Annotated in this window: 19 protein-coding genes; 8 read left to right on the top strand and 11 right to left on the bottom strand. The window is 36.7% G+C overall.

Annotated features, from left to right (window positions below; genetic code table 11):
- Position 1 precedes the first annotated feature (1 nt).
- From AABM38_RS11160 to AABM38_RS11150, 3 genes are read right to left on the bottom strand one after another with little or no spacing between them, the layout of a single operon-like run.
- Positions 2-193, bottom strand: a complete 192-nt coding sequence (locus AABM38_RS11160; protein ID WP_423410442.1) for a hypothetical protein — start codon at positions 191-193, stop codon at positions 2-4.
- Entirely contained in the window at positions 190-2,841 is a 2,652-nt protein-coding gene (locus AABM38_RS11155; protein ID WP_423410441.1) for a hypothetical protein, read from the bottom strand. Before AABM38_RS11155 ends, AABM38_RS11160 begins: the two co-directional genes overlap by 4 nt.
- Entirely contained in the window at positions 2,831-6,499 is a 3,669-nt protein-coding gene (locus AABM38_RS11150) for a UvrD-helicase domain-containing protein (RefSeq protein ID WP_423410440.1), read from the bottom strand. Before AABM38_RS11150 ends, AABM38_RS11155 begins: the two co-directional genes overlap by 11 nt.
- 362 nt (positions 6,500-6,861) lie before the next feature.
- Here AABM38_RS11150 and AABM38_RS11145 point away from each other — a divergent pair, with 362 nt between their 5' ends.
- Positions 6,862-8,337: a Sau3AI family type II restriction endonuclease gene (locus AABM38_RS11145; RefSeq protein WP_423410439.1), complete on the top strand. Its 1,476-nt coding sequence runs from the start codon at positions 6,862-6,864 to the stop codon at positions 8,335-8,337.
- Between the two features lie 192 nt (positions 8,338-8,529).
- Here AABM38_RS11145 and AABM38_RS11140 read toward each other — a convergent pair whose 3' ends face one another.
- Positions 8,530-9,132 (bottom strand): hypothetical protein, encoded by a 603-nt coding sequence (locus tag AABM38_RS11140; RefSeq protein WP_423410438.1) that lies wholly within the window; start codon positions 9,130-9,132, stop codon positions 8,530-8,532.
- A 163-nt stretch (positions 9,133-9,295) separates the two neighbouring features.
- Positions 9,296-10,480 carry a restriction endonuclease gene (locus AABM38_RS11135; protein ID WP_423410437.1) on the bottom strand — a complete coding sequence of 395 codons (1,185 nt, stop codon included), beginning with the start codon at positions 10,478-10,480 and terminating at the stop codon, positions 9,296-9,298.
- Between the two features lie 216 nt (positions 10,481-10,696).
- On the opposite strand from AABM38_RS11135, the gene AABM38_RS11130 reads away from it, so the two are divergent.
- A complete protein-coding gene (locus AABM38_RS11130) occupies positions 10,697-11,473 on the top strand; it encodes a hypothetical protein (RefSeq protein WP_423410436.1) in 777 nt (258 codons plus the stop codon).
- Positions 11,474-11,658: 185 nt separating this feature from the next.
- Here AABM38_RS11130 and AABM38_RS11125 read toward each other — a convergent pair whose 3' ends face one another.
- The 3 genes from AABM38_RS11125 to trhA all read right to left on the bottom strand — a co-directional run bounded on the left by AABM38_RS11125 (position 11,659) and on the right by trhA (position 13,043).
- Positions 11,659-11,910, bottom strand: coding sequence for a hypothetical protein (locus tag AABM38_RS11125; protein ID WP_423410435.1), 252 nt, complete (start codon positions 11,908-11,910; stop codon positions 11,659-11,661).
- An 18-nt stretch (positions 11,911-11,928) separates the two neighbouring features.
- Positions 11,929-12,246, bottom strand: a complete 318-nt coding sequence (locus tag AABM38_RS11120) for a helix-turn-helix domain-containing protein (RefSeq protein WP_423410434.1) — start codon at positions 12,244-12,246, stop codon at positions 11,929-11,931.
- Positions 12,247-12,404: 158 nt separating this feature from the next.
- Positions 12,405-13,043 carry a PAQR family membrane homeostasis protein TrhA gene (gene trhA, locus AABM38_RS11115; RefSeq protein ID WP_423410433.1) on the bottom strand — a complete coding sequence of 213 codons (639 nt, stop codon included), beginning with the start codon at positions 13,041-13,043 and terminating at the stop codon, positions 12,405-12,407.
- 457 nt (positions 13,044-13,500) lie between these two features.
- Between trhA and AABM38_RS11110 the strand changes: the two genes are divergently transcribed.
- From AABM38_RS11110 to AABM38_RS11095, 4 genes are all read left to right on the top strand, one after another.
- On the top strand, positions 13,501-14,148 hold the full coding sequence (locus tag AABM38_RS11110) for an SDR family oxidoreductase (RefSeq protein ID WP_423410432.1): 648 nt from the start codon (positions 13,501-13,503) through the stop codon (positions 14,146-14,148).
- A gap of 336 nt (positions 14,149-14,484) precedes the next feature.
- Positions 14,485-15,195, top strand: a complete 711-nt coding sequence (locus AABM38_RS11105) for an SDR family NAD(P)-dependent oxidoreductase (RefSeq protein WP_423410431.1) — start codon at positions 14,485-14,487, stop codon at positions 15,193-15,195.
- 19 nt (positions 15,196-15,214) lie between these two features.
- Positions 15,215-15,577, top strand: a complete 363-nt coding sequence (locus AABM38_RS11100; RefSeq protein WP_423410714.1) for a MerR family transcriptional regulator — start codon at positions 15,215-15,217, stop codon at positions 15,575-15,577.
- A 150-nt stretch (positions 15,578-15,727) separates the two neighbouring features.
- Positions 15,728-16,192, top strand: coding sequence for a DUF3291 domain-containing protein (locus AABM38_RS11095; protein ID WP_423410430.1), 465 nt, complete (start codon positions 15,728-15,730; stop codon positions 16,190-16,192).
- A gap of 77 nt (positions 16,193-16,269) precedes the next feature.
- Here AABM38_RS11095 and AABM38_RS11090 read toward each other — a convergent pair whose 3' ends face one another.
- On the bottom strand, positions 16,270-18,372 hold the full coding sequence (locus AABM38_RS11090; protein ID WP_423410713.1) for a transglycosylase domain-containing protein: 2,103 nt from the start codon (positions 18,370-18,372) through the stop codon (positions 16,270-16,272).
- Between the two features lie 355 nt (positions 18,373-18,727).
- Here AABM38_RS11090 and AABM38_RS11085 point away from each other — a divergent pair, with 355 nt between their 5' ends.
- Entirely contained in the window at positions 18,728-19,240 is a 513-nt protein-coding gene (locus AABM38_RS11085; RefSeq protein WP_423410429.1) for a GNAT family N-acetyltransferase, read from the top strand.
- Between the two features lie 55 nt (positions 19,241-19,295).
- On the opposite strand, the gene AABM38_RS11080 is transcribed toward AABM38_RS11085, so the two are convergent.
- On the bottom strand, positions 19,296-20,246 hold the full coding sequence (locus AABM38_RS11080) for a ribose-phosphate diphosphokinase (protein WP_423410428.1): 951 nt from the start codon (positions 20,244-20,246) through the stop codon (positions 19,296-19,298).
- A gap of 397 nt (positions 20,247-20,643) precedes the next feature.
- Here AABM38_RS11080 and AABM38_RS11075 point away from each other — a divergent pair, with 397 nt between their 5' ends.
- Positions 20,644-21,483 (top strand): DUF1206 domain-containing protein, encoded by an 840-nt coding sequence (locus tag AABM38_RS11075; RefSeq protein WP_423410427.1) that lies wholly within the window; start codon positions 20,644-20,646, stop codon positions 21,481-21,483.
- 318 nt (positions 21,484-21,801) lie between these two features.
- Here AABM38_RS11075 and AABM38_RS11070 read toward each other — a convergent pair whose 3' ends face one another.
- Positions 21,802-22,164 carry a DUF2294 domain-containing protein gene (locus tag AABM38_RS11070; protein ID WP_423410426.1) on the bottom strand — a complete coding sequence of 121 codons (363 nt, stop codon included), beginning with the start codon at positions 22,162-22,164 and terminating at the stop codon, positions 21,802-21,804.
- Positions 22,165-22,167: the final 3 nt, after the last annotated feature.

Genomic DNA, 22,167 nt, shown 5'->3' with positions numbered 1-22,167 from the left:
CCTAAGGTAAATCATCATCCTCATCTATTCCAGCAGGAGCATTTAAAAAATCCCTTGCTGAAACAAGTAAACCTCTGTCCTTAATATCAAATATCGCTTTTTTAGTTACCTTTTGAACAATTGATAGTTTTTCCACGGTGTCTTCGACAGTTCGCCAATTTTTCGCTACAATTTCCCATGCTTTTATATTCATTTGTTTTTCCCATTCCCATCAACAGCATAGTTTCCATCAGGACAAAGATCGAGAAATGGACAATATCGGCAATGATAATCTGGTTTTGCCTCCATGATGGTTGAAATGGCAGTATTCTGCTCTTGAATCTCTTCTATCATCTTCTCTTTCTTGGAACTTACAGCCTCGTATATTTCGGTACGTCTCTTCATGGTTAATCCTGGAAACTGAAAGTTTTTCCTCATTTCACTTATAGTGATATTCCCAACTAATTGGTCCCTCTTATCTCTGCTTTTTTTCACGAATCCGAGACTTGCTGTAGCCATATTTTCTTTTTGATAGGTCGTCCATTGAGGGAATAACTCGCTCACCATTTCGATTACCACTTCATCGGTATCTCGAGTATATCGTTTTACCACGCGGATGATTTCAGAAAAAATAAATTGATATATAAACTCATCAGAAAAAACCGGATAACGACCAAGTACATAGCCGAAATAAAAACGCCGTGGACATAACTCATATTCAGCTAAAATGTCCTCATATTTTAATTCTTCTATAGCATTTTTGATTGCTATCTCATCAGTTTTATAAGTGCTGAAATCAAAGTTGTTAAATGGACTGATTTCCCCTTGTTTCATTTGGAACTTATGTGGTTCGACATCCATATTTAGGTATTGAACATACACTGCCGGTTGTAAATTCTCACGGTCTAGGAAGTTACGAATCCACGATAATTCCATTTCCCCATCCCATAAAAATTCTAAGGTGATAAAAAGCAAATATCTTGAAATAGCTTTAACCGAATTGTTTCTGAGCTCATTCATCTCTAACACTTGATGTATATTCGCCATGGAAGAAAAAGTTTGCTCTTGTAAAGGCCATGGAATAGTGAACTCACTTAGCGGAAGACCTTGTTCATCCAAACCAGTAAGATAAACCTTACGTTTATGCTGCTTGAAAGCCTCGCCATCAACTTCGATAAATGGCTTGATAAAAAAATCTTCCTCATCTGAAAACTTTCCGCTTAGATAAAATTGAATGGCTTTCCCAATATCCTGATATAAGAATTGGTGAGTATCATCAATCAAAGAAATCTTTTTATTGATTTTTTGGATAAGTTCTTTTTCTTCCTTTTGTAATAGAACATTATTCGCAACAGGGTTATGCTCCTTCATCAAACGGGATAGTCGTTGGAAATGTTCGTGGATGGATGCCCCGTTATTTGAAAAATCGAACAGGTTTTCTGCCATCTCCTGGAGTAATAAAAAGAAACTTAAGATTTGTTCTACCCTTTCCTTCTTAAGGGAAAGATGTCCTAATTTCGAGAAAGGACTTCGGATACTCTCTACAACACGATTATCCCCTTCACTTTCAAATAACGGAAGAATGTTATTGTATTGAGTAAGAAGATCCTCAATTCTTTGCAGCCATTCATCGCTAAACACACAATCTGAAAAGAAGGGTAATAATTGTTCTAAATCAAAAGTATAGTCTCTTGCATTCTGATTTGTACGTTTATCAGTTAGCCATCCAGAAGAAAAACAGACCATTAAAATTTCCACATTCAATATTAATCGCTTCCCTTGCAGCATATCGTGAATTTTTACGATAAATTGCCCAACAGGGTAATTCAGGAAATTCCTACTCTCTGCAAACCGTTCCGGATAATATTGCACAAGCATTTCATTTAGAATATCGGCATTGGTCGCAATGATTTGAGCACCATTATTGTCTTCTTTATTTTGATTCCCGACAGGGTAATGCTTCATGATGACATTATGAAGGAAATCAAAAAACGATTCATAGGCAATAACCTTCCTTTCCTCACGCCAACTATCATGCGTACCCTCTTCAAACGACTGTAAAAAACGAGATGCGATTGTTTCTTGGGTCTTCTCTCTTTCTGGGATATTCCATTGATCAGTCCAACCAAACCTCTGGGAAATAAATGCTTTCGAAAAGTCAAAAGTTTTCGGAAAACGTCCATCATAAAACTGGAAAAATACTAATTCAAACCCTGCTCGTTCTAGAAGCTTCAAAAACACCTGCTGCTCCGGCGTTATAAAGTAAAAACCATGGAGTATAATTTTCTGCTTAAATTCCGGAATTTCAAGGCAGATATCTTCTTCCCTTTTAAATCTACGTTGTAAGATAGCATTGAGGTGTTGATGAATTGTATTTACTTTCCACTGCCCCCGAAGTAGTCTGCGAAAATCATCATAAATGGAATCCTGCTTTTCCAGCATGTACCATACATTAAAAAAGAATTCCTCTTTTTTAGTTAATCCAGAGACTTTCTTAAGGCTCTCTGGTTGGACACCGCAGAATACAAGAAATCGAATGGTATCAAGTAACTCTGATGTATTGTTACGAAAAGCATCTTTTAGATTTTGACTTCCGGGTATGGAACTAATGATTCTTGATAACGATAAGTACTGCTCTAACGATCGTTCGGGCTTATGCCAGTTTTGAAAGATTTTATTAATAATTTGATGAATGGTAAAAATATATTGAAATTCTTTGTCATCATCATTTCGGTAACGTTCTTTGATGCCTTCTGCCATATTTTTAGTAGCGCAAATATGAATCTCACTTTTGATTTTTGAAAAGGCTTCATGTTTCTTCCACTGTTGAGGATGAAAATATGTCTCTACATTAACGGCCATAAGGCACCACCTTGACTCCTGTACTCTCGATGAGTTCCGCCCAGGTTCTTTGTTTAGGCGCATTCGGTACAAGTACGACCAATCGCTCCTTAACCCGTGTCATCGCTACATACAATAATCTTGTTTCTTCTTTATATACCTCTTGATGATCAATCTTCTCTAAGTCATCAAAATGACTACTCTGAGAGTTAACTTCTTTAATAAACCAAGCAACTCTCTGTTCTTCCGGCTTCTTTTCATCTTCTTCTTCGATATAAAAAGTGGTCCGCTTGAAATCAAATGGACTTGTTGTTTTCGGAATGATAACGGTATGGTATTCCAGACCTTTTGACCGATGTACAGTGGTAATATCTACTGAATTCTCCGCTGCTTGTACCATCGGTTCATTTTCCTTGCGATTTGTTCGCATCTGTAATGTTAACCATTTATATATCGTATACAAATTGGTGTTCATCATATCAAACTGTTGCTGGATAATATTCAGTAAATGAAATAAATTCTTGTTATATTTCTGTAGAAAAATTTTTAATTGCTCTTCATCTTCAAATGCATCTTGATAAAATTCCTCTAAATGATGAAAAACAGCTTTCTCTGAGATGATTTTCTGAATAACCGCCATGACAGGATAGGTTTTTATTTGATAAACATACCTTGTGAAGTCACCATTAATTTTACTATTGATAAATGAAAGAATGGCTTCATTATTTCCGCTAAACGGAAGCAAAACTCGATAAGGTATTTTATAGCGGAAGTATGGGGTTTGCAATGCAGTTAACACATGCTTTGCTTCACCTGGAAACAGTAATCCGCCTAGTAATCCTTTAAAGTCGCGTACAGCATCACTCTTGTAAAAGGTACCATCTAAGTTTTGCATCGTCGGAATAGCAGCTTGGCGGCACCATTCAGCCACCTCTTGTGCCTGGGAATTCGTTCTTACTATCAAGGCGATTTTACGATTTTCCTTTTTAGGTAAATGTTTAGTTACTTCCAAAGAGTGTTGGATTGCAGAAATCATTGCATCTTTGTTTTGTTTACTATTGATACTAATAACTTGAAATTCATTTACACTTTCCTTACGTTTGTTCATTCCTATAAGCTTCATATCATAGGTAAGCCAATCTTTCTCTCCCCATTTGACGAATAGAGAATCAAGCTTTTCTAAAATGCTAGAAGCAGTTCTGTAGTTTTGTTGTAGGGACATACCCAGGAAACATGAGTTCTCTTCTTGCCCATTCACTTTTTCATCCAACAGATCAAATGATTTGTAGTCGGCACCACGGAAACGATAGATGGATTGCTTTACATCCCCCACAACAAATAACTTGTAATTTAAAAGTTTGGCTAAGCTTGCGACTAGATCGATTTGCACATTGTCACTGTCCTGGAATTCATCCATAAATAGATATTTATTATGGTCAATTTGAGTGATTTTTTCTTTATCATTGCTGAACTCTTTAATTTTTCGAATTAAGTCGTTCATAGAAAATGCATTTTCTTCTTTTTTTATTTCATCCAACCTGTTCTCGCAGTGTTCAAAAACATATTTAAATAGCTCATGTAAAGAAATGTGAATTTTATTTAGAGGTTTCCCCCAATCCAACTCTTGGATTTCTTTTTTAGATAGTCCCTTCTTCTCCATTTCTTCCCAGAATTGAAGAATAATATTGACTAATTCATAATGTTTCAATAAATGGATACTAGAATCAATGGAATTAGACCGGTAATACTCATCAATCAATCCACCAACGATTTTTTTCTTTTCCATAATAAAGCTACGTAGCCGGACATTTTTTCCATAACCAATCTCATGAGCCAAGCTAGTAAGTATGTTTTTAGAGAAGGAGTGAATTGTACTGATTTGCATCTCCTTTACGTCCTCTGCATACATTCCATATTTTATATTCCCTGTTAGCTTTGATAATGTTGTAAGTTTTCCTTGCAAACGTTTTTTCATTTCATTAGTGGATTCATTCGTAAAAGTAATCATTATTATATCTTCTAATTCAATTTTACGGGTTAATAAAAACAGAATCCGGTCAATCATAACATGTGTTTTACCAGTCCCTGCTCCAGCCCTTACCATTAGGTGTTTGGTAATAGGGGCATGAACTACTTGATATTGTTCATAGTTAAACTTTTCAAAATGATTCAATATGGATTGAGGGAGACTCTCTTCCCCATCTTGTATTTCAATTTGGTCTTTAATCTGTGCATGGAGAACGGTAGAAAAACATTGTAATTGGTGACTATCAACATACTCCTTAAATTCTCTTAGCCAAATTTTATCAATCTCAAAATAACTAAGAATTGTTATTTTAATTCCATTTTTCAGTTTTCTTTCAATCTCTGTTATTCTTTGTTGGAAGAAGTCTTTATTAGGAAACACATACAGAGTTGAATAGGAATCATCTGAAGCTATAAAACCGTCATTTTTAATCCCAAAGAAATCTTTCATTAAATTCCATTGAATATCTTCAAGAGCGTCAGTAGGCTTGTATAGATAATACTCCTCAATCTTTTTTAACTTTTCTATGCTTTCTAAATCGTCCTTAAACAAAATAGGAGGAACATTAATAAATTGACTCTGGAATCCCTTTCCTTCCCACTCAGAACGGGTAATGTACGGCAATGCAACAACGATTCTTTTTGTGAATCTCCGAAACAAACGCGGATCTTGTTCCAATTGTTTGCAAAGCAGATTCAGTTGTGTTTCTGCTTGTTTGTACGGGTTCCCCTTCTTTTCAACATAATCAGTATAATACCAATCTCCTCCCTGAATAGAAGAAATGTTATTTATTGTTATCCCTTTTACCTCGATTATAGAGATACCGCTATGGCGATCCACTGTTAAAATATCAATCTCATGTTTTCCTTGATACCCATGTTTATGTAATGGGTAATGCAGAAAAGTGTGGCCACCACTTCCGCTAGATAATTTTTTTATTGCACTCAGTACAGTTAACTCAGCCTCAAGTCCCGCAGGTTTGATAATGCTCTTGGTTCTTGTTTTTATCACAGACTTTGTTATCATATCCAAAACCTGATTTGTTGTTACTTTCACATGAAATTCAGCAAGCTGGGACAGTTCTGTTTTATTAATTTTTATGTTTATTGGTTGCTCGGCAATTCCAGATGATAAAATTAGTTCAATATGGGGAGTCAATCGTCTCCTAGTTGTACTGGAGCTTCTAATTTCTGAATCCATGTTTACAAGTGTGTTTAAATTGAATCCCAACTGATTAAGATAAGATAATAGTTTCTCTTTTGAGATTAACATTGCCTCTATTTCTTGGATGTCATCGAATGTAATGTTTTTTGGAACGATTTTATCATTCTTCGTATTTAACCACATGACATTGTAATGTGTGGTGGACATAGAAGGGTTCAGCAGCCACCCTTTTCGCACTACACCATTATTTTCATAAGATAACTCAAAGGTAAATGTTCGAAGATTTTTATTTGCATAATAAAAAGCACACTTATCATCAATAAGCATGGTATCCCCATCACTTTGTAGGATTATATCAATCCCCTTTTTCTGTTGCTCCCGAGAATTTTGTCTTTCAAATCGATCTCCTACATAAGGATATAAAAATCTATCGACAAAGTTTGAAATTTCCGCTTCTACCTGTAAATCCTTTGTGAAATTTGATTTCATTACTTCCACTCCATCTATTAACTCTTAGCACTATTGTACTATAGTTAATAAATAGATGAAATTGGAAAATTCTAATTACCACTTGTGAAGACTTTCATCATTAGTCAATTTGGCTAGTGATAGTGCTTTAATCTTCGCTTATGAATTTTGAACATTATAGTAACGTATTATTTACAACTAAAATATTATTGTATATAAACAAACTAGCATTCTTAAAGAAATAATTGAATTACCATTTATATAAGGATATTTTTTTATTCAGTATAATCTTCATAAACATGACTATTAACTTCTGGGATTTTTCTGGTAAAATGATATCAAGGAAAGGAAATTGGTTTAGTATGAAAGGATTGGAGTAGTTGGTGGAAAGCAAATTAGAATACAATGCAGCAAATCCGGTTAGTATTGAGCAATATGGTCAGCAGTTAATTGGAAAAACATATATGGATGTCATAAGAGAAGCTGAATTAGATGAATATTCAAAAGCGAAACTGATAGAACAATATGGTAATCCAAAAAGAAAAGGTGGACTGGGCAATCTACTAGAAGAGCTTTTTTTCGGCTACAAAGCAAATAGCGACCAAAGAGCTGATTTCTATGAAGCTGGTGTCGAGCTTAAAGTTTCAGCATACGAGAAATCGAAAAAAGGAACTTTTCGAGCCGGCGAACGTTTGGTTATCACAATGATTGGCTATGATAAGCCAATTGAAATCGATTTTGATAATTCCCATGTCATAGACAAAATCAGGATAATCCTGCTCGTTTACTATTTACGCAATAAAGAATTAGGAAATAACCTTCTATATCCTATCGATTTTGTTAAGCTATTCTCCCCTCCAGAAGAAGATATGAAAATCATAAAGGATGATTATGAAAAGATTGTAAAAAAAATTCAAAATGGCCAAGCGCATGAACTTTCTGAGGGAGATACAATGTACCTAGGGGCTTGCACAAAAGGCTCTACAGCTTTAAAAAGCACTGTCCCACAATATTATTCGCCATATACACCCGCACGTAAAAGAGCTTTTTGCTTCAAGAACTCTTATATGACTTATGTTCTGAACAACTATATTGTTAAGAACATAGATACATATGAGCCTATTGTCACTGACACAACAGAACTTGAACATACCACCTTGGACCAATTGATCGTTTCAAAAATCAATTCCTTCATTGGAAAAACGGACAAGGAACTGTGTGAATTATTTGTCAGGGATTTCAATAATAACAAAGCTCAGTGGATAGACTTAGCCTATCGTATGCTAGGTATAAAATCCAATCGAGCGAAAGAATTCATAAAAGCTAATATAGTGGTCAAGGCAATCCGTTTAGAGGAAAATGGTTCAATGAGGGAAAGCAGTCCATTACCACAAATGAAACTTATGGAGTTTGTTAATCAGGATTGGGAAGAATCAACACTTTATTCATACTTTGAGGAGACAAAATTCCTTTTTGTTGTTTACAAAAAAGTAGGCCAATACTATAAGCTAAAAGGCTGTCAGCTATGGAATATGCCTCGTAAAGATTTGGACGAAACAGTAAAAGCCGGATGGGAAAACATTCGCTCCATCGTCGCCAATGGCATTATACTTACAAAGAAAGAAACAGCCTCTGGCCTAATCATAAAAAATAACCTACCGAAGAAAAACGCTAACCCTATCATTCATATTAGACCCCACAGTCAAAAAAGGTTTTACATTCTTGAAAATGGAGAACAAATCGGTGATGGTTCCTATTCAGATGCAGAACCTTTGCCAGATGGCAGGTGGATGCAGAAGCAGAGCTTTTGGATAAATAATAGTTATATTTTGAGTCAGCTTAAAGAAAGTTTGAAATAGTTATTTGGAAATTTTGTTCCTTTTAAGGCACCAAACAATAAAAATACACAAAGGACTTTGTAAAGTCCTTTGTGTTTAGGATTTAAAATCCATTTATCCAGTTTGCAAATTCTATCGAAATTCAGTTACAAAATCATCTTATAGTAGATAATTCAGTTAATACGTCTTTTTCAAACTGCAGAATCTCCTTTGTTACCCCATTTTTTTTTTCATTCCATCTATGTACTCTAAAATACCCTCCATTATTTCGGGTCTGGTAATTATCTGATTGTATTCATTAATGTATTCAGCATATCGATTTTTTGCAAAAGTTGAAAAACGCTCTTGATATTCCGACGGCCAAACACCTTTTGTCTCGTGTCCTGTAAAAGGGTCTATAATTTTAGGTACAAGTGCAATATTCCAAGGAGCTTCAAAAAGAAAGACATTCTTGGTCTTACCAAAGATATGAGATACCTGGTAATTATAAACATTTCTATTACGTTTATATCCAGTTAGCCTTGAGATTAATTTTTGTGGTTCGGCATTGTTAGTAGGATCTTTAGTTACATAGTCGTTACCAAACAGATTCCTATATAAGCCTAAATACATACCAGTTCCTTTTGCATCTCGGCCATACCCTCTTATTGTTACTCTTTCGTTATTATAAATCCTTTTCTTTAGCTCTTCCCAACCCTGCTCTACTTTCTCAACAGGTGGCAATATCGTTTCCCTAATTCCAAATGAATAGAGTTCTTCCTTATCTATCTTAAAGGTATCAATAAATTTTTGATAGGAATCAAAAGTTTGTGACATTTTTCTTCTCCCATCCCCCTTCTAATTAGTAGCATTGTCTGCTTTGTTTGCATTTTCCCCAACAAATTTAAAATACTTAATAAAATATGATGTTCCAACCTTACAGTGTCATATATTCTCATAAACAAATCATTGAGGAAAGTAGAGGGAATCAAGGATATGCCTAATATTTAGGGAAATTCGTTTCTAACCATTTGTTTAAAGTTGGAACTGTCCGAATTCCGTGTAATTCTAATATAGCTCCAATATCATCAGCACTTATGATTACCACTGGATGATCGTCTACTTTTATTTCCTCATATGCTTGTTGGCTCACATATGATGTTGTAACAAATATTCCAAATTGACGATGCTTTAATCGACTTATTAGCCGAGAGGTTTCTTTAATGCCAGAACCATAAGTAATATATTTACACTTTGCCTCAAGGGCAAAATCTACATATATCGCATTTTGGTTCAAACCTATTTTATATTTTCCTATGGCATCCCTCCCTCCGTCTCTCCATGGTCTGGTAAGATCATAGTTAACTATATTACTATCCATCATCTTTGCTAATAAAGCAGCACACTCTTCAAAAGCATATTCCCCTCTGGGATGACTTTTAAAATATTCAGTGATTGTATTAATAATTGACACCCTTGAAGGAGTAGAAGGAATTTGTTCGAGTTTGGTTCTATATTCTAGACTCCTCTCTGCAGTTAATGCTTTATAAGCTCCATTATTTATCCATTTTATCCATGCATCTGGAGCGTTATTAGTAAAAGGATTTCCAGCATGAATGTCACTTATCCAGCTTTGTCTTATTGTGGGGACATCTAATATAGTAAATAACGATTTATAATTCTGAAATCGTTTCCCATCTTTCAATTTCCATATTGCAACTAAATCCTCATATTCATTAATATCCGGGTGACCCGGTACAGCTAAACCTTGAAAAAACACGTCACGTCTTCTCCCGGATTTACTAAAAATAAAAAAAGGTGGAATCTCTTTTCTATTTCCAATATGCAACTTATCGAATACAAATTTCAATAACCTATTTCCTCCCTTTGGAGTATTATGAAGGTCTCTCCCAGGAATCCGATTATCCCCATAATAAATGAATTTCCCAGTTTCCTTTTCAATCATATCTGGCCAGTCAGCATTTATTAAATCCGTATATAAAGCACATAGCTTAAATATATTTTTGGTTTTAGACCCAGAAATACGGAAACCACCCATATTCTCACATTTCAACAATTTACTAATAGGATCCGCAGCTACATTATCTTGTGGACCACCTTCGTATAATGCATCTACTATCAAATCTGAATTTGTTAGAGCCTCAAATTTTATAATATTGTCCATTTTAAACCTCCATTATTTTCTTTACTAATTGGAATTAGTAAAGGATAGGATTTTACCCGAATTTGCAGAAAATGGGGTTAGAATTGTTTTATTAACTTTTCCCATCAACAATTTTATCCCATAATATGTAATTAGTTATATAATAAAGATGCAAGGTAGGTAAATTCAAGCATATATAAAAATCTATAGTTCATTAACTTATGTATGAGGTGTAATATGGAAACTACTTTAATACATCGTAATAAGAAACTCCAATGTTTTATTAAAGAAAGATATTATTCTATTACAAACGAATTACTATCTAAAAAGATAAACTACCATAAAAAACTTGATTATAAATTTTTTAATATAAACTTTGATAATATGCTAGATGAAATGGTTTTTGTTACTTTGTATGATCCGACATCTTCCAATATTCTAGAGAAATATATACTAGATGAGATAAAATTATATTTATATAAACTTTCAAGGAGTGAACTCGATTTTTTATTATTAAAGGATATAGACATAGTCAATTCAGATAAAAACACAAGGACTGATAGTTACATATCTAATGAAATTATGAAAATTATTAGCAATCAAACGATTGAAATTATCGCTAGTCTAGCTGAAGAAAAATATGAAGATATGACACAGGTCCTTATTGAAAATTTAAAGTCACTTTCACTTATAGGAGTGTTCGGAGATGGATATTTAGTCGATAATTATTGGGATGAATTTTGTATAATTGTACAAGAAGAATCCCATCTTCACTATTATAGTTATTATAACGAAATATTTGACCATATTGTCTCTATACTGAAAAGGCAAAGTGACCCTGTTAAAAGAATTTTATATGCCGGTACTGAGGAAATGTGGAACCAAGATTCTACTGAACCTTTCTTCTTTTTAGATTTAAATTCTATTTCGGAGAAACTCTTTGAAATGATTAAGTTTGAAGCTAGTTATGCAGAAATAGATAATTTCTATATTGAGGAAGATTATGATGATTGATGCTAAAGAGACATGTGGACGGTTCTTTTCTTATTATTCGAGAACCGGAACATCAAATGAATTAGTAAAATTCTTGCTGCTAAAAGAGCCTTATCCACAAAAGGATATGGCTCTCATATTTATATATTTATGTTAGTACAATCCTCGCAACAGCTTCACTATGCGTAGAGTGTGTATATATTTGGCTAATGGTTAATATTTTTTTCTTTCCAATATGCCTTCGAATATATCTCTTTTAAAGCTATCCTTGCCGCTCTCCTCCCACTCTGCCGATCTGTGCCAATCCCAATATAATCCTTAAAAGGAGCTTCTTCCTGGCATATCGTCACAACTACTTTATAATGACTTTGATATTTTATAATCTCCATTTCAATCTCATCATTGTACTCATTGAAAAACCGGGATACCCTTCGATTAATATAGTCATTAGGATTCATGGGACCCTCCATTTGGAATTAGTCGTTTTTCGAATTATTTTTGCTCTGTCTATAAACCGCCTTAATCTCTTCTACTTCTTTTGAAGCCTCTAACAAATATTTTGCGTTTGCTTCATATTCTTCTATTTCTTTTATGAATTCAGAAGGCTTAATTTCTAATGCAATGGCAAGTTTTATGATTGTTTCTAATGTTGGGCTTTGTGAATTTCTCTCTAAGTTGCTTATGTATTTTCGGTTTAATTTGCTGTAGTCTGCTAAATCTTCTTGTGATTGCAGTTTTTGCTTTCGTATTTTTCTCAATGGTTCACCAATCAGGATGGTCAATTTCTGTTCCAAAGGTGATTCTCCTTTTTACCACCATTAGATACCTGTTGAAAAAGATTGACCACGCACGATAATGACCATTTGTTTCCCTAATACAACTCTTAATAATTCACACAGAAAAGCGACAGTCCAAGAACTGCCACTATCAGAGTTATTTAGCTTTTTTATAATCAAGGCAACAAACTCAAAACCGCAAAAAAGTGCATAATCGAAGCGGCAATCACAAATAGATGCCAAATCGCATGATGATATTGAAATCCCCGCCATACATAAAAAATGGCTCCTACTGTATACAAAACTCCTCCAATTACCAGGAACATTAAGCCTTGAGCTGATACGTTTTCTTTCAACGGTCCCCAGGCAAACACGATCAGCCATCCCATTAAGACATATAATCCTGTGGATGTATGCAAAAAGCGTTTAACAAACAACGATTTGAACACTGTTCCGGCAATCGAGAGGCCCCATACGATTCCGAAAAGAGTCCATCCCAGGGCTCCTTTTACGGCAATGAATAGAAAAGGTGTATATGTACCCGCAATGAAAAAATAGATGGATGAATGATCCATGATTTCAAAGACATCCTTTGCTTTACCGGGAGGAAAGCTGTGGACGAGTGTTGAGGATGTATAGAGCAGGACCATGGTCGCTCCGAATAAGGTAAAGCTTACGACATGCCAAGCCGTTCCGTATAGGGATGCAAACACAATTAGGATCACGAGTGCAGCAATGCTTAGAAGAGCACCAATTCCATGGATAATCGCGTTTGCAATCTCCTCTTGTTTGGAGAATATATGTGTATTGGCCATTTTTTTGACTCCTTTACTACATGAACTAGTTCTTTCTATTATACAAGAACATGAGCGAATCATTAACTTGTTCGTGCAAAAAGGTGACCGTTTGGATTCATTGCTTCCGTGTTGCAATTATAGTAAAGGACGAATCGTTAGCTTCTTATTGCATCAACACAGCCCCTTCTTATTTTGCTCCAATCGTTTCTATGCCAGTTCTGTGTTGAGCACGTCTTCTCTGATCACCTCTGAGACTTTCTGGTGTTCTAATCCAGGAAGGAATTGAGTGAACTTGGGATAGGTTTATTTTAAGTTGACTTATAAAATACTTCGTTTTAATTTGTATATGCAAATGAATTAAAGGATTTTAGGATTTTTTCCTATGAATGAAGAGCTATTCAACAACCCAGAAAGTAATCTATCATTTTTTTTATCCTATCATTTGCATATACAAATAAAATAGGAGGCTATAACTATGTCTGAAAAAATATTACTCATTGTCGGTGCTGGACCAGGGATTAGTTTAAATACAGCAAGGAAATTTGGAAAAGAAGGCTTTAAAGTTGCCTTGATTTCCCGCAGTATGGAGTCATTACAGAAACATGTGAACGAACTAAAGAATGAAGGAATTGCTACAGAAGGTTTTACAGGCGATGCTTCATCGGAAGAATCATTAAAGGCGGCAATTGATCTGGTAATCAAAGCTTATGGGAAAATTGATGTACTCTTATACAACGCTGCTGCTGGAACACCTGGAAAACCAACTACATTAAACGCAGATCAACTCGTACATGATTTTAAAATCAGTGTAGCTGGAGCTCTTGTCAGCGTTCAAGCCGTGATTCCACATATGGAAAATGGAACTATTCTTTTAACAGGCGGCGGATTAGCCCTTTATCCATACGCTGACTACGCTTCATTGGCCATTGGGAAAGCCGGTATCCGCAATTTGGCTTACAGCCTGCAACAGGAACTGAGCCCTAAAGGGATCTATGTTGGAACATTGACGATTAAAGGGTTTGTCCAAGAAGGTACTTATTTCTCAGCTGAAAATATTGCGAATGCGTTTTATAGTATGTACGTTAATCGCACGGAAACAGAAGTTGAATTTGAGGAAAAGTAAATTTTTTTAAAGTTTCATTTGCATGTACAAGTGTGGGATTACCTAATCTTTGAAAACTCGTGTCAACGTCCCTCACCCAAATTTGGAGCAATTTTGTATTAAGAGAACTTGGATGGAAGAACGGAAAGTTTTCACCTTTATTTGTACTGAATGGCGTTATGCATGTATCAGACAAAGTACTTGCTGAGAATGCTAAGAAATATGTTGAATTCGTTCTTCAGCCATCAAAGATTGAGCAGCGATAAAAACTTCATAAAAAAAACCTTGACCTCAACTTAGGTTGAGGTTGTATCTTTTTATTTGAACCTATTAAAAAGAATCTTGGAGGAATAAAATATGATGAAATTTGCATTTGTAACAGGAGCGAATAAAGGGATTGGATATGAAGTTGTCCGACAATTGGCAGAAGAGAATTACACCGTATTTTTAGGAGCTCGGAATGAGGAACTTGGATTAAAAGCTGTAGAATCCCTTGGTAAATCAAATGTTTCGTATGTACAAGTAGATGTAACCGACACTGAATCCATTGAAAATGCAAAGGATAAGATCCTTGAAGTGACAGATCACTTAGATTTGTTAATTAACAACGCTGGGATTGCCCTCGATTTCGGAATCTCCCCTACTGAATTAAAAATAGAAACGCTGCGTGAAGAATTCAATGTGAACTTCTTTGGTACGTTTCAGATGATCCAAACGTTTTTACCGCTCGTAAAAAATGCTCAACGCGGAAAAATTGTGAATGTGACAACAGATATGGCTTCGCAAACGATGTTCGACAATGGACAGGCGGGGCATCTGAATTTATTAGGGTACAACTCATCTAAAACGGCTGCAAATGCCTTGACCTTATCCTTTGGGAAAGAATTTGGGATCGATGGGCTAGAGATTTTCAGCGTAACTCCTGGCTTTACCTCTACTGACCTAAACGGTAACGCTCCAGGAGGCAAAACAACGGCCGAAGGTGCAAAGATCATTGTTGATTATGCATTAAGCGAAAACGGTTATAATGGAAAAGTACTAAACAACAGTGGAATCATTCCATGGTAATCATGAAAAGGATAATATGATGAACTATACGATTGGTCAAGTCGCAAAAATGAAGGATTTATCCATCTCACAATTACGTTACTATGATAACCAGGGCCTGTTCCCTTTCCTAAAAAGAACGGAAAAAGGCGATCGGGTTTTTGACGAGGACGCCCTGAAATTCATGGATTTCATTCTATGTTTAAAAGATACCGGTATGCCGATCAAGGACATAAAACGGTTTGTAGAATGGTCGATGATCGGGAAAGAAACGAATCCTCAGCGGATCGACATGATGAAACAACAAGAGATGAAGATTCACCAACAAATTCGTGAATCAGAAGAAAACCTCATCAAGATCCAGGAAAAGATTTTACGATTAGAACGAGAAATGCAAAACTGATCAAAGAAGACCAACGTTGCAAAACTGTTGGTCTTCTTTGTGATCTTTAAAAGACAAAAAATAGTATTCAACCAATAAATATTATACAGATAGGAATCAGTCTCCTCTTAAAAGAATATAAGTAGGTAAAACTGTAAATGAGGGATAAACGTGGCTTTTGTTGCGATTTATACAGTCGGCAGGCTAAAATATTCAGCTGACCACCCCGCTTCACGTGAATTTTTTGAAGTTGGTGAAAAAGTGATGCGGGAGGCTGCCAAAACGGGTCATCTAGTAAAAGAATTCAACCCAAATAGAAGTTATTTTCATGAAAAAGAAAGCATAAGCCAGGGGACACCTATTCTCACCTTGACAGTATGGAAAAGCCTCTCAGCATTATATACTTTCTCTTATTCCGGCCTGCATAAGAAAGCTCTACAGAATAGAAACAAGTGGTTTGGCACTCTTGAAGAGAGACAGCCAAATTATGTGGTCTGGTGGACGGATAAGATTACAGATGTATCATGGAAAGAAGCTTTTAAGCGATACGAATTATACCTAAAACATGGACCAGGTCCTTTGGCATTTGATTTTAAGCACGTTTTTGATGAAAATGGGGAAAAAACTGTGCTTTAAATAGTCATCTAAAAGCAGAAAAGGCAATTACCTTTTCAGTAATTGCCTTCATTTTGACTCAATGCATTTGTCTGACGTCAATGCTTCTTATGTTCTTTTTCTTTCTTTTTCCCTTTTCCTTTCTCTTTTTCCTTCGGCTCTTCCTCCCACTTCTTCTCTTCTTTCTCCTTCTCTTCCTCTCTCTTCCTCTCCTCAGCCATTCTTTCTTGCTCTTTTCTCTTTTTCTCTTCCTCTAACGCTTTTTGCTGTTCTTCTTTTTCCCTTTGCTCTTCCACCAGCTTATTAATGGAGGAAAGATCAAATTGTTTTTTTGAAAATTGATTGATTGATTTAGAGAAGATTTCTTTAAATATGACGGTAACGGTACTGCCGCTGGATTGTGTCAGGTAATGATTTTCATCTGTTTGGTCATATCCCATCCAGACGGCACCGACTATTTCAGGCGTATATCCGACAAACCAATGATCCTTTGTTCCTGCCTCATTTGCAAAAGGAACTTCTGTCGTGCCCGTTTTAGCAGCAATCTCCCAGCCATCTACTCTGGCATTCTTACCTGTACCTTCTTCAACGACTCCTTTGAGCATATACGTCATTTTAGCTGCTACCTTTTCATCCGTAACCTTCGTCGCATTGTTTTGCCACTTTCCGACCACATTTCCCTCAGCATCCTCTATTCTTTTAATCGCGTGAGCTTCTGTCATTAATCCTTTGTTCGGGAATGCGGAATATGCCTGTGCCAACGCTAAAGGAGAGATCCCCTTGTTCATCCCACCGAGTGCCAGGCCATGGTTTTGGTCTTCTTCCTCGAGTTTTATCCCAAAACGCTCGACTGAATTAATCCCATACTTCAATCCCATTTGATCCAGCAGCCATACAGGCGGGACATTATAGGAGTGGATGACCGCATCATACATAGATACCTGACCGCGGAATTGGCGGTCGTAATTCATCGGCTGGTAGCCGCCGAGATTGATTGGCATATCCTGCAGCATATCGAACATCTCGTATCCTTGTTCCAGGGCAGGAGTATACACGGCGAGGGGCTTCATCGTCGATCCTGGCTGCCTTTTTAGTTGTGTAGCACGGTTGAATCCTCGAAAAGTATGTTCCCCGCGACCGCCAACAAGTGCACTAATCCCTCCAGTTGAAGGGTTGATAAACGCAGCCCCGCTCTGAATCAGTTGATCAGGCTGGCTTTTCGGAAACAACCTATCATCCTTGTAAACTTCTTCAACAGCACCCTGAATTTCCGGATTCAACTCCGTATAGATTTTCAGCCCGCCTGAAAGAATTTCATTTTCGGTCAGGTCGTACTTTTGAATGGCTTCGTCAATGATATGGTCAATGTAATAAGGGTATTTCCCTTCATAATCGTCGATTTTTTTGCCTTGTAACACAATTTGCTGTTCCTTAGCCTTTTCCAGTTCCTTTTTACTGATGTAGCCTTCCTTTTCCATTAATGACAAAACGACATTTCTCCGCTGAACCGATTTTTCCATGTCTTTAAACGGTGATAAGACGGACGGAGCCTTGATTAACCCTGCCATCATCGCCGATTCACTTAAGTTTAAGTCGCTGACATCCTTGCCAAAATAGGTTTGTGCAGCTCTCTGAATTCCCCATGCACCTTCACCAAAGTAAATCTGGTTCAGGTACCGTTCCATAATTTCATCTTTCGAATATTTCTGTTCAATTCTCTTCGTCACAATCAATTCTTTAAACTTTCTGCTATACGTACGTTCCTGTGATAAGAACGCATTTTTCGCCAGCTGCTGTGTAAGTGTACTGCCGCCGGCAACAATGTCACCACTCACTGTATTCTGAACGAACGCCTTGGCAATCGCGAAATAATTGATTCCGTCGTGCTTGTAAAACCTTTGGTCCTCCGTCGAAATCACAGCCTGAATCAGATGATCAGGGATTTGCTTTATGCTGACTCCTTCAATATTCGAAGCCGCAACCTTACTTGCAACCTTGTTATGTTGATCAAAAATGATCGTTGGCTGCGGCGCAGGATCTTCTAATTTGCTCACATCCGTGCTCCAGATCATGATATTAAGAACCAAAAACCCCAGAATAACCAAAGCCCCACTAATGGCGATGACTTTCTTCACCGTGCTTTTGGATTTAATTTCATTCCAATCGATTCTTGATTTTTTCCTTTGCTGCCTTCTATCCATTCTCCCCAATTGTCATTCCCACCTTGTTTTCTTATGTTGACGAACTAGTTGTTAATAAGTTTTTTAACTTAATAGGTGCATGACATTAAACGAATGCACCAAACAATTATATAGAATAATATTTTTTAGACCAATTATAAAGATTCGCTTAAGGAGTTGATTTTATGGGGATTTTTTTGATGGATGAGAATAATATGAGCTGAGTGTTACATGGAGGGAAACAGTTTTAAATTAAAAATACCCGTTTCTTATTTTGTGAAACCGCCTTTCTCCAAGATTGTTTAACAAAGTTTAAATTTCTTCTATAATCATTATAGGGTCACCACCGATTATTCGCCGAAATGAGGGATGAAATGTGCAGGTTTTTGAAACGGAGCGTTTGAATGTCCGCTGGCTGGAGGTTCGTGATGCGGAATTTATTTTACATTTATTGAATGAACCGGGATGGCTCCAGTATATAGGGGATAAAGGAATTCGGTCTACTGATGATGCGGAGAATTATATTTTGTCCGGTCCAAGGAGTATGTATGAACGGCATGGGTTTGGGCTCTTTGTCGTTGAAACGAAAGAAACTCATATTCCATTAGGTTTATGCGGATTGATCAAACGGGATGGGCTTGAGGATGTGGATCTTGGCTTTGCCTTCCTTTCAGTGCATCAATCACAAGGATATGCCTATGAAGCGGCTAAAGGTACTTTGGAATACGCGAGGAAATTGGATATAAACAGGCTCGTTGCCATCACGACGAAAGATAACATGTCCTCTTCTAAGCTGCTGGAAAAACTCGGCATGGCCCTTGAAGGATATGTGACCCTTCCCAATGATACGGAAGAATTGAAGCTTTATTCTATTGATCTAAAAGCATGAACAAAGCACAGGGACGTGTCTTTTGCTTGGAAGCAAAAGACACGTCCCTGTTTTTCTATTCAAAAAGAGGACTTACTGCTTTTTCATTATGAATACGGTCGACTGCATCCACAAGCAATGGTGCAATTGATAAGGTTGTAATTTTATTGATCATTTTCTCTTCTGGAAGCTCAATTGAATTCGTGACTACTAATTCTTTTATTGCTGATGCTTCTATTCTGCTAATGGCTGCTCCGGAAAGCACAGCGTGAGTGCAGCATGCATACACCGCTTTTGCTCCTTTTTCCATTAATGCATTAGCTGCTAAAGTGATTGTGCCCGCTGTATCGATCATGTCATCAATTAGAATGGCATTTTTCCCTTCAATGTTCCCAACAATGTTCATCACTTCTACAACATTCGGCTGAGGACGGCGTTTATCTACTAATGCGATTGGTGCATGTAAACGGTTCGCCAATTTTCTTGCTCTAACTACCCCGCCATTGTCTGGGGCAACAACAACAATATCCTCTAACCCTTTATGGTCAAAGTATTCAGCAAGGATCGGGACGCCTACTAATTGATCAACAGGTATATCGAAAAAACCTTGTATTTGCGGGGCGTGAAGGTCAATTGTAAGAACTCTGTGCGCTCCAGCTGTTTCGAGAAGGTTTGCTACTAGTTTTGCTGTAATTGGTTCCCGGGAACGTGCTTTTCGGTCTTGTCTTGCATATCCGTAGTAAGGAATGACGACATTAATGGTTTTCGCTGAGGCTCTTTTCAATGCATCAATCATGATGAGCAGCTCCATAAGATGTTCATTGCCAGGCTGAGAAGTCGACTGAACCAAATAAACATCACTTCCGCGAACACTTTCTTCTATATTAATCTGAATTTCCCCATCACTAAATCGAGTTACAGAGCTTTTCCCTAACTCGCATCCTAAAAGTCTCGCCATTTCTGATGCTAATTTTGGGTTAGAATTCAAACTAAACATTTTAAAACGGTTTGATAATTGATAAGCCAATGTAAGTCCTCCAAGATCTATGATTTAAACCAACTCAATTAATATTTTACCATAATTCCTGAAAGCGGTTCCTATCTATTTAAAACATTTACTTTTTCACCGGCAAATTACACCAGCTCATTTTTGGCTATATATAGGTGCACTGCTATCTGTTAAGATTTTAATTCTTTCCATTCAAGATTTGGCTATACATTTAATAAGGTCAACTTTCCAGAGTAAAAGAAAAGAGTGATTCTAGTTGAATCAGCTCTGCTTTTTAATGAAATTGGTAAACAGAGTTTTACCTTTTTCTAATTAGTGCTGTTGGAGATTCCGTGCTTGTAGATATTAGTAGTTTCTTTTTCCAGCAAAACGGGAACTTCATATAATAAGAGAATGAATAGGAAGTGAATATTATATGAATTCACCCTCAACAATAGAAATAAATGATAAATTGAGAGAAGCGAAGCCATGGGTACGCCGTTTTGGCCGGTTAGGTTACTGGGCTAAAGGGCTTGTGTACGTGATGATTGGTGTTCTCGCAGCTTTAGCAGCAATCGGACCGAGTGGAGATACGACTGGGACTTCAGGTGCTCTTCAATCCCTATCCGGAATGCCATTTGGTGAAGTTGCATTATGGTTCATTGGAATAGGTTTAATCGGTTATATCTTATGGAATTTTATTAAAGCGATTAAGGATCCGGAAAATGAAGGAAGAGATGCTAAAGGTCTGATTAAAAGAGCAGGTTATTTCATCAGTGGATTCATTTATACAAGCCTGGCCTTTGGTGCAATAAAATTAGCTAGTCACACGGGGAACGCTGGCAGTGAAAACTCGCACAAAACGATTTCCGCTAAGTTAATGGAACAGCCATTTGGCGTATGGCTAGTCGGATTATTAGGCGCCATTATTATTGGATACGGTGTTCACGAACTTTATAGTGGTATTAAAGAGAAATTCATGTCTAAATTCAAAACCTATGAAATGAATGATCAGGAACGGAAGATTGCACGCTGGTCAGGTAAAATCGGTCTGATATCACGAGGGATTGTTCTAAGTATGGTCGGATTTTTCTTCATCCGCACAGCTTACACACATAATCCCAATGAATCAAAAGGGCTTGGTGGTGCTCTAACAGAATTAGCCAACCAGCCATTTGGCCAGATTTTACTGGCCATCGTGGCAGTTGGACTAATTTTATATGGCGTCTACCAAATCATCCGCGGACGCTATCAGCATATGAACTTTGGAAAATAAACTAAAAGAAGCACGGGGACGTATCTTTTGCTGGAAGCAAAAGATACGTCCCCGTGCTTTAATTTATGGTGATGAAAATTCTCATCAATCCTTCTTTACTTTGATAGCCGACACCTGAGACTTTGTAATTTTTATATGTTTTTTCCCAGATTGCATCTGGGCATCGGCTATTTCTTTCGCATGTTCAATCGTTAGGGAGTTGGCCATTTAGGACAATGGTTATTGGATATTCAGTGACAATGCAATCCGTTTCTCTGTTTATGACTCCCTCTTCATACCCACAAATGCTGCTTTTCACTTTTATTGTCTGATTCGTACTTAATTCCCAGTTCCTTCAATCGGCTGGTCAAAAACGAATACAGTCATTGCAATATCTTCTTTAATATTAATATCAGAAAATAACCGAAGTACTTTTGCACCCATTAAGTTTTCAAATCTTAAGAGAACTTCTGGCTTTTTGTATATTTCCTTAACAAATCTTGTTCTCGTTTCATGTACCATTTCTTCACCATGGTTTGAAGTAATCATGAACTTCTCCACATTTGTCAGGTTCCCTTTCATTTCAGTGACCGCCCAAGAACCGATAAATTTGGTGGTGATTTCCTTTGGGCCATTTCCAACATATTCTTTTCTAATTTCGCGAATAAGCATACTAAATTGATGCTCCATATTTTTTGCCATTTC

The sequence above is a fragment of the Heyndrickxia sp. MSNUG genome (assembly GCF_049532715.1).
Classification (GTDB): Bacteria; Bacillota; Bacilli; order Bacillales; family Cytobacillaceae; genus Mesobacillus.
Note: the sequence above shows the minus strand (reverse complement) of the source record. Positions and strands in the feature narration are given on the sequence as shown.

What these genes read in the sequence shown, in the direction of transcription:
- AABM38_RS11160 (WP_423410442.1), bottom strand. Translation starts at nt 193, where the DNA reads ATGAATATAAAAGCATGGGAAATTGTAGCGAAAAATTGGCGAACTGTC.
- AABM38_RS11155 (WP_423410441.1), bottom strand. Translation starts at nt 2,841, where the DNA reads ATGGCCGTTAATGTAGAGACATATTTTCATCCTCAACAGTGGAAGAAA.
- AABM38_RS11150 (WP_423410440.1), bottom strand. Translation starts at nt 6,499, where the DNA reads ATGAAATCAAATTTCACAAAGGATTTACAGGTAGAAGCGGAAATTTCA.
- AABM38_RS11140 (WP_423410438.1), bottom strand. Translation starts at nt 9,132, where the DNA reads ATGTCACAAACTTTTGATTCCTATCAAAAATTTATTGATACCTTTAAG.
- AABM38_RS11135 (WP_423410437.1), bottom strand. Translation starts at nt 10,480, where the DNA reads ATGGACAATATTATAAAATTTGAGGCTCTAACAAATTCAGATTTGATA.
- AABM38_RS11130 (WP_423410436.1), top strand. Translation starts at nt 10,697, where the DNA reads ATGGAAACTACTTTAATACATCGTAATAAGAAACTCCAATGTTTTATT.
- AABM38_RS11125 (WP_423410435.1), bottom strand. Translation starts at nt 11,910, where the DNA reads ATGAATCCTAATGACTATATTAATCGAAGGGTATCCCGGTTTTTCAAT.
- trhA (WP_423410433.1), bottom strand. Translation starts at nt 13,043, where the DNA reads ATGGCCAATACACATATATTCTCCAAACAAGAGGAGATTGCAAACGCG.
- AABM38_RS11110 (WP_423410432.1), top strand. Translation starts at nt 13,501, where the DNA reads ATGTCTGAAAAAATATTACTCATTGTCGGTGCTGGACCAGGGATTAGT.
- AABM38_RS11105 (WP_423410431.1), top strand. Translation starts at nt 14,485, where the DNA reads ATGATGAAATTTGCATTTGTAACAGGAGCGAATAAAGGGATTGGATAT.
- AABM38_RS11100 (WP_423410714.1), top strand. Translation starts at nt 15,215, where the DNA reads ATGAACTATACGATTGGTCAAGTCGCAAAAATGAAGGATTTATCCATC.
- AABM38_RS11090 (WP_423410713.1), bottom strand. Translation starts at nt 18,372, where the DNA reads ATGGATAGAAGGCAGCAAAGGAAAAAATCAAGAATCGATTGGAATGAA.
- AABM38_RS11075 (WP_423410427.1), top strand. Translation starts at nt 20,644, where the DNA reads ATGAATTCACCCTCAACAATAGAAATAAATGATAAATTGAGAGAAGCG.
- AABM38_RS11070 (WP_423410426.1), bottom strand. Translation starts at nt 22,164, where the DNA reads ATGGCAAAAAATATGGAGCATCAATTTAGTATGCTTATTCGCGAAATT.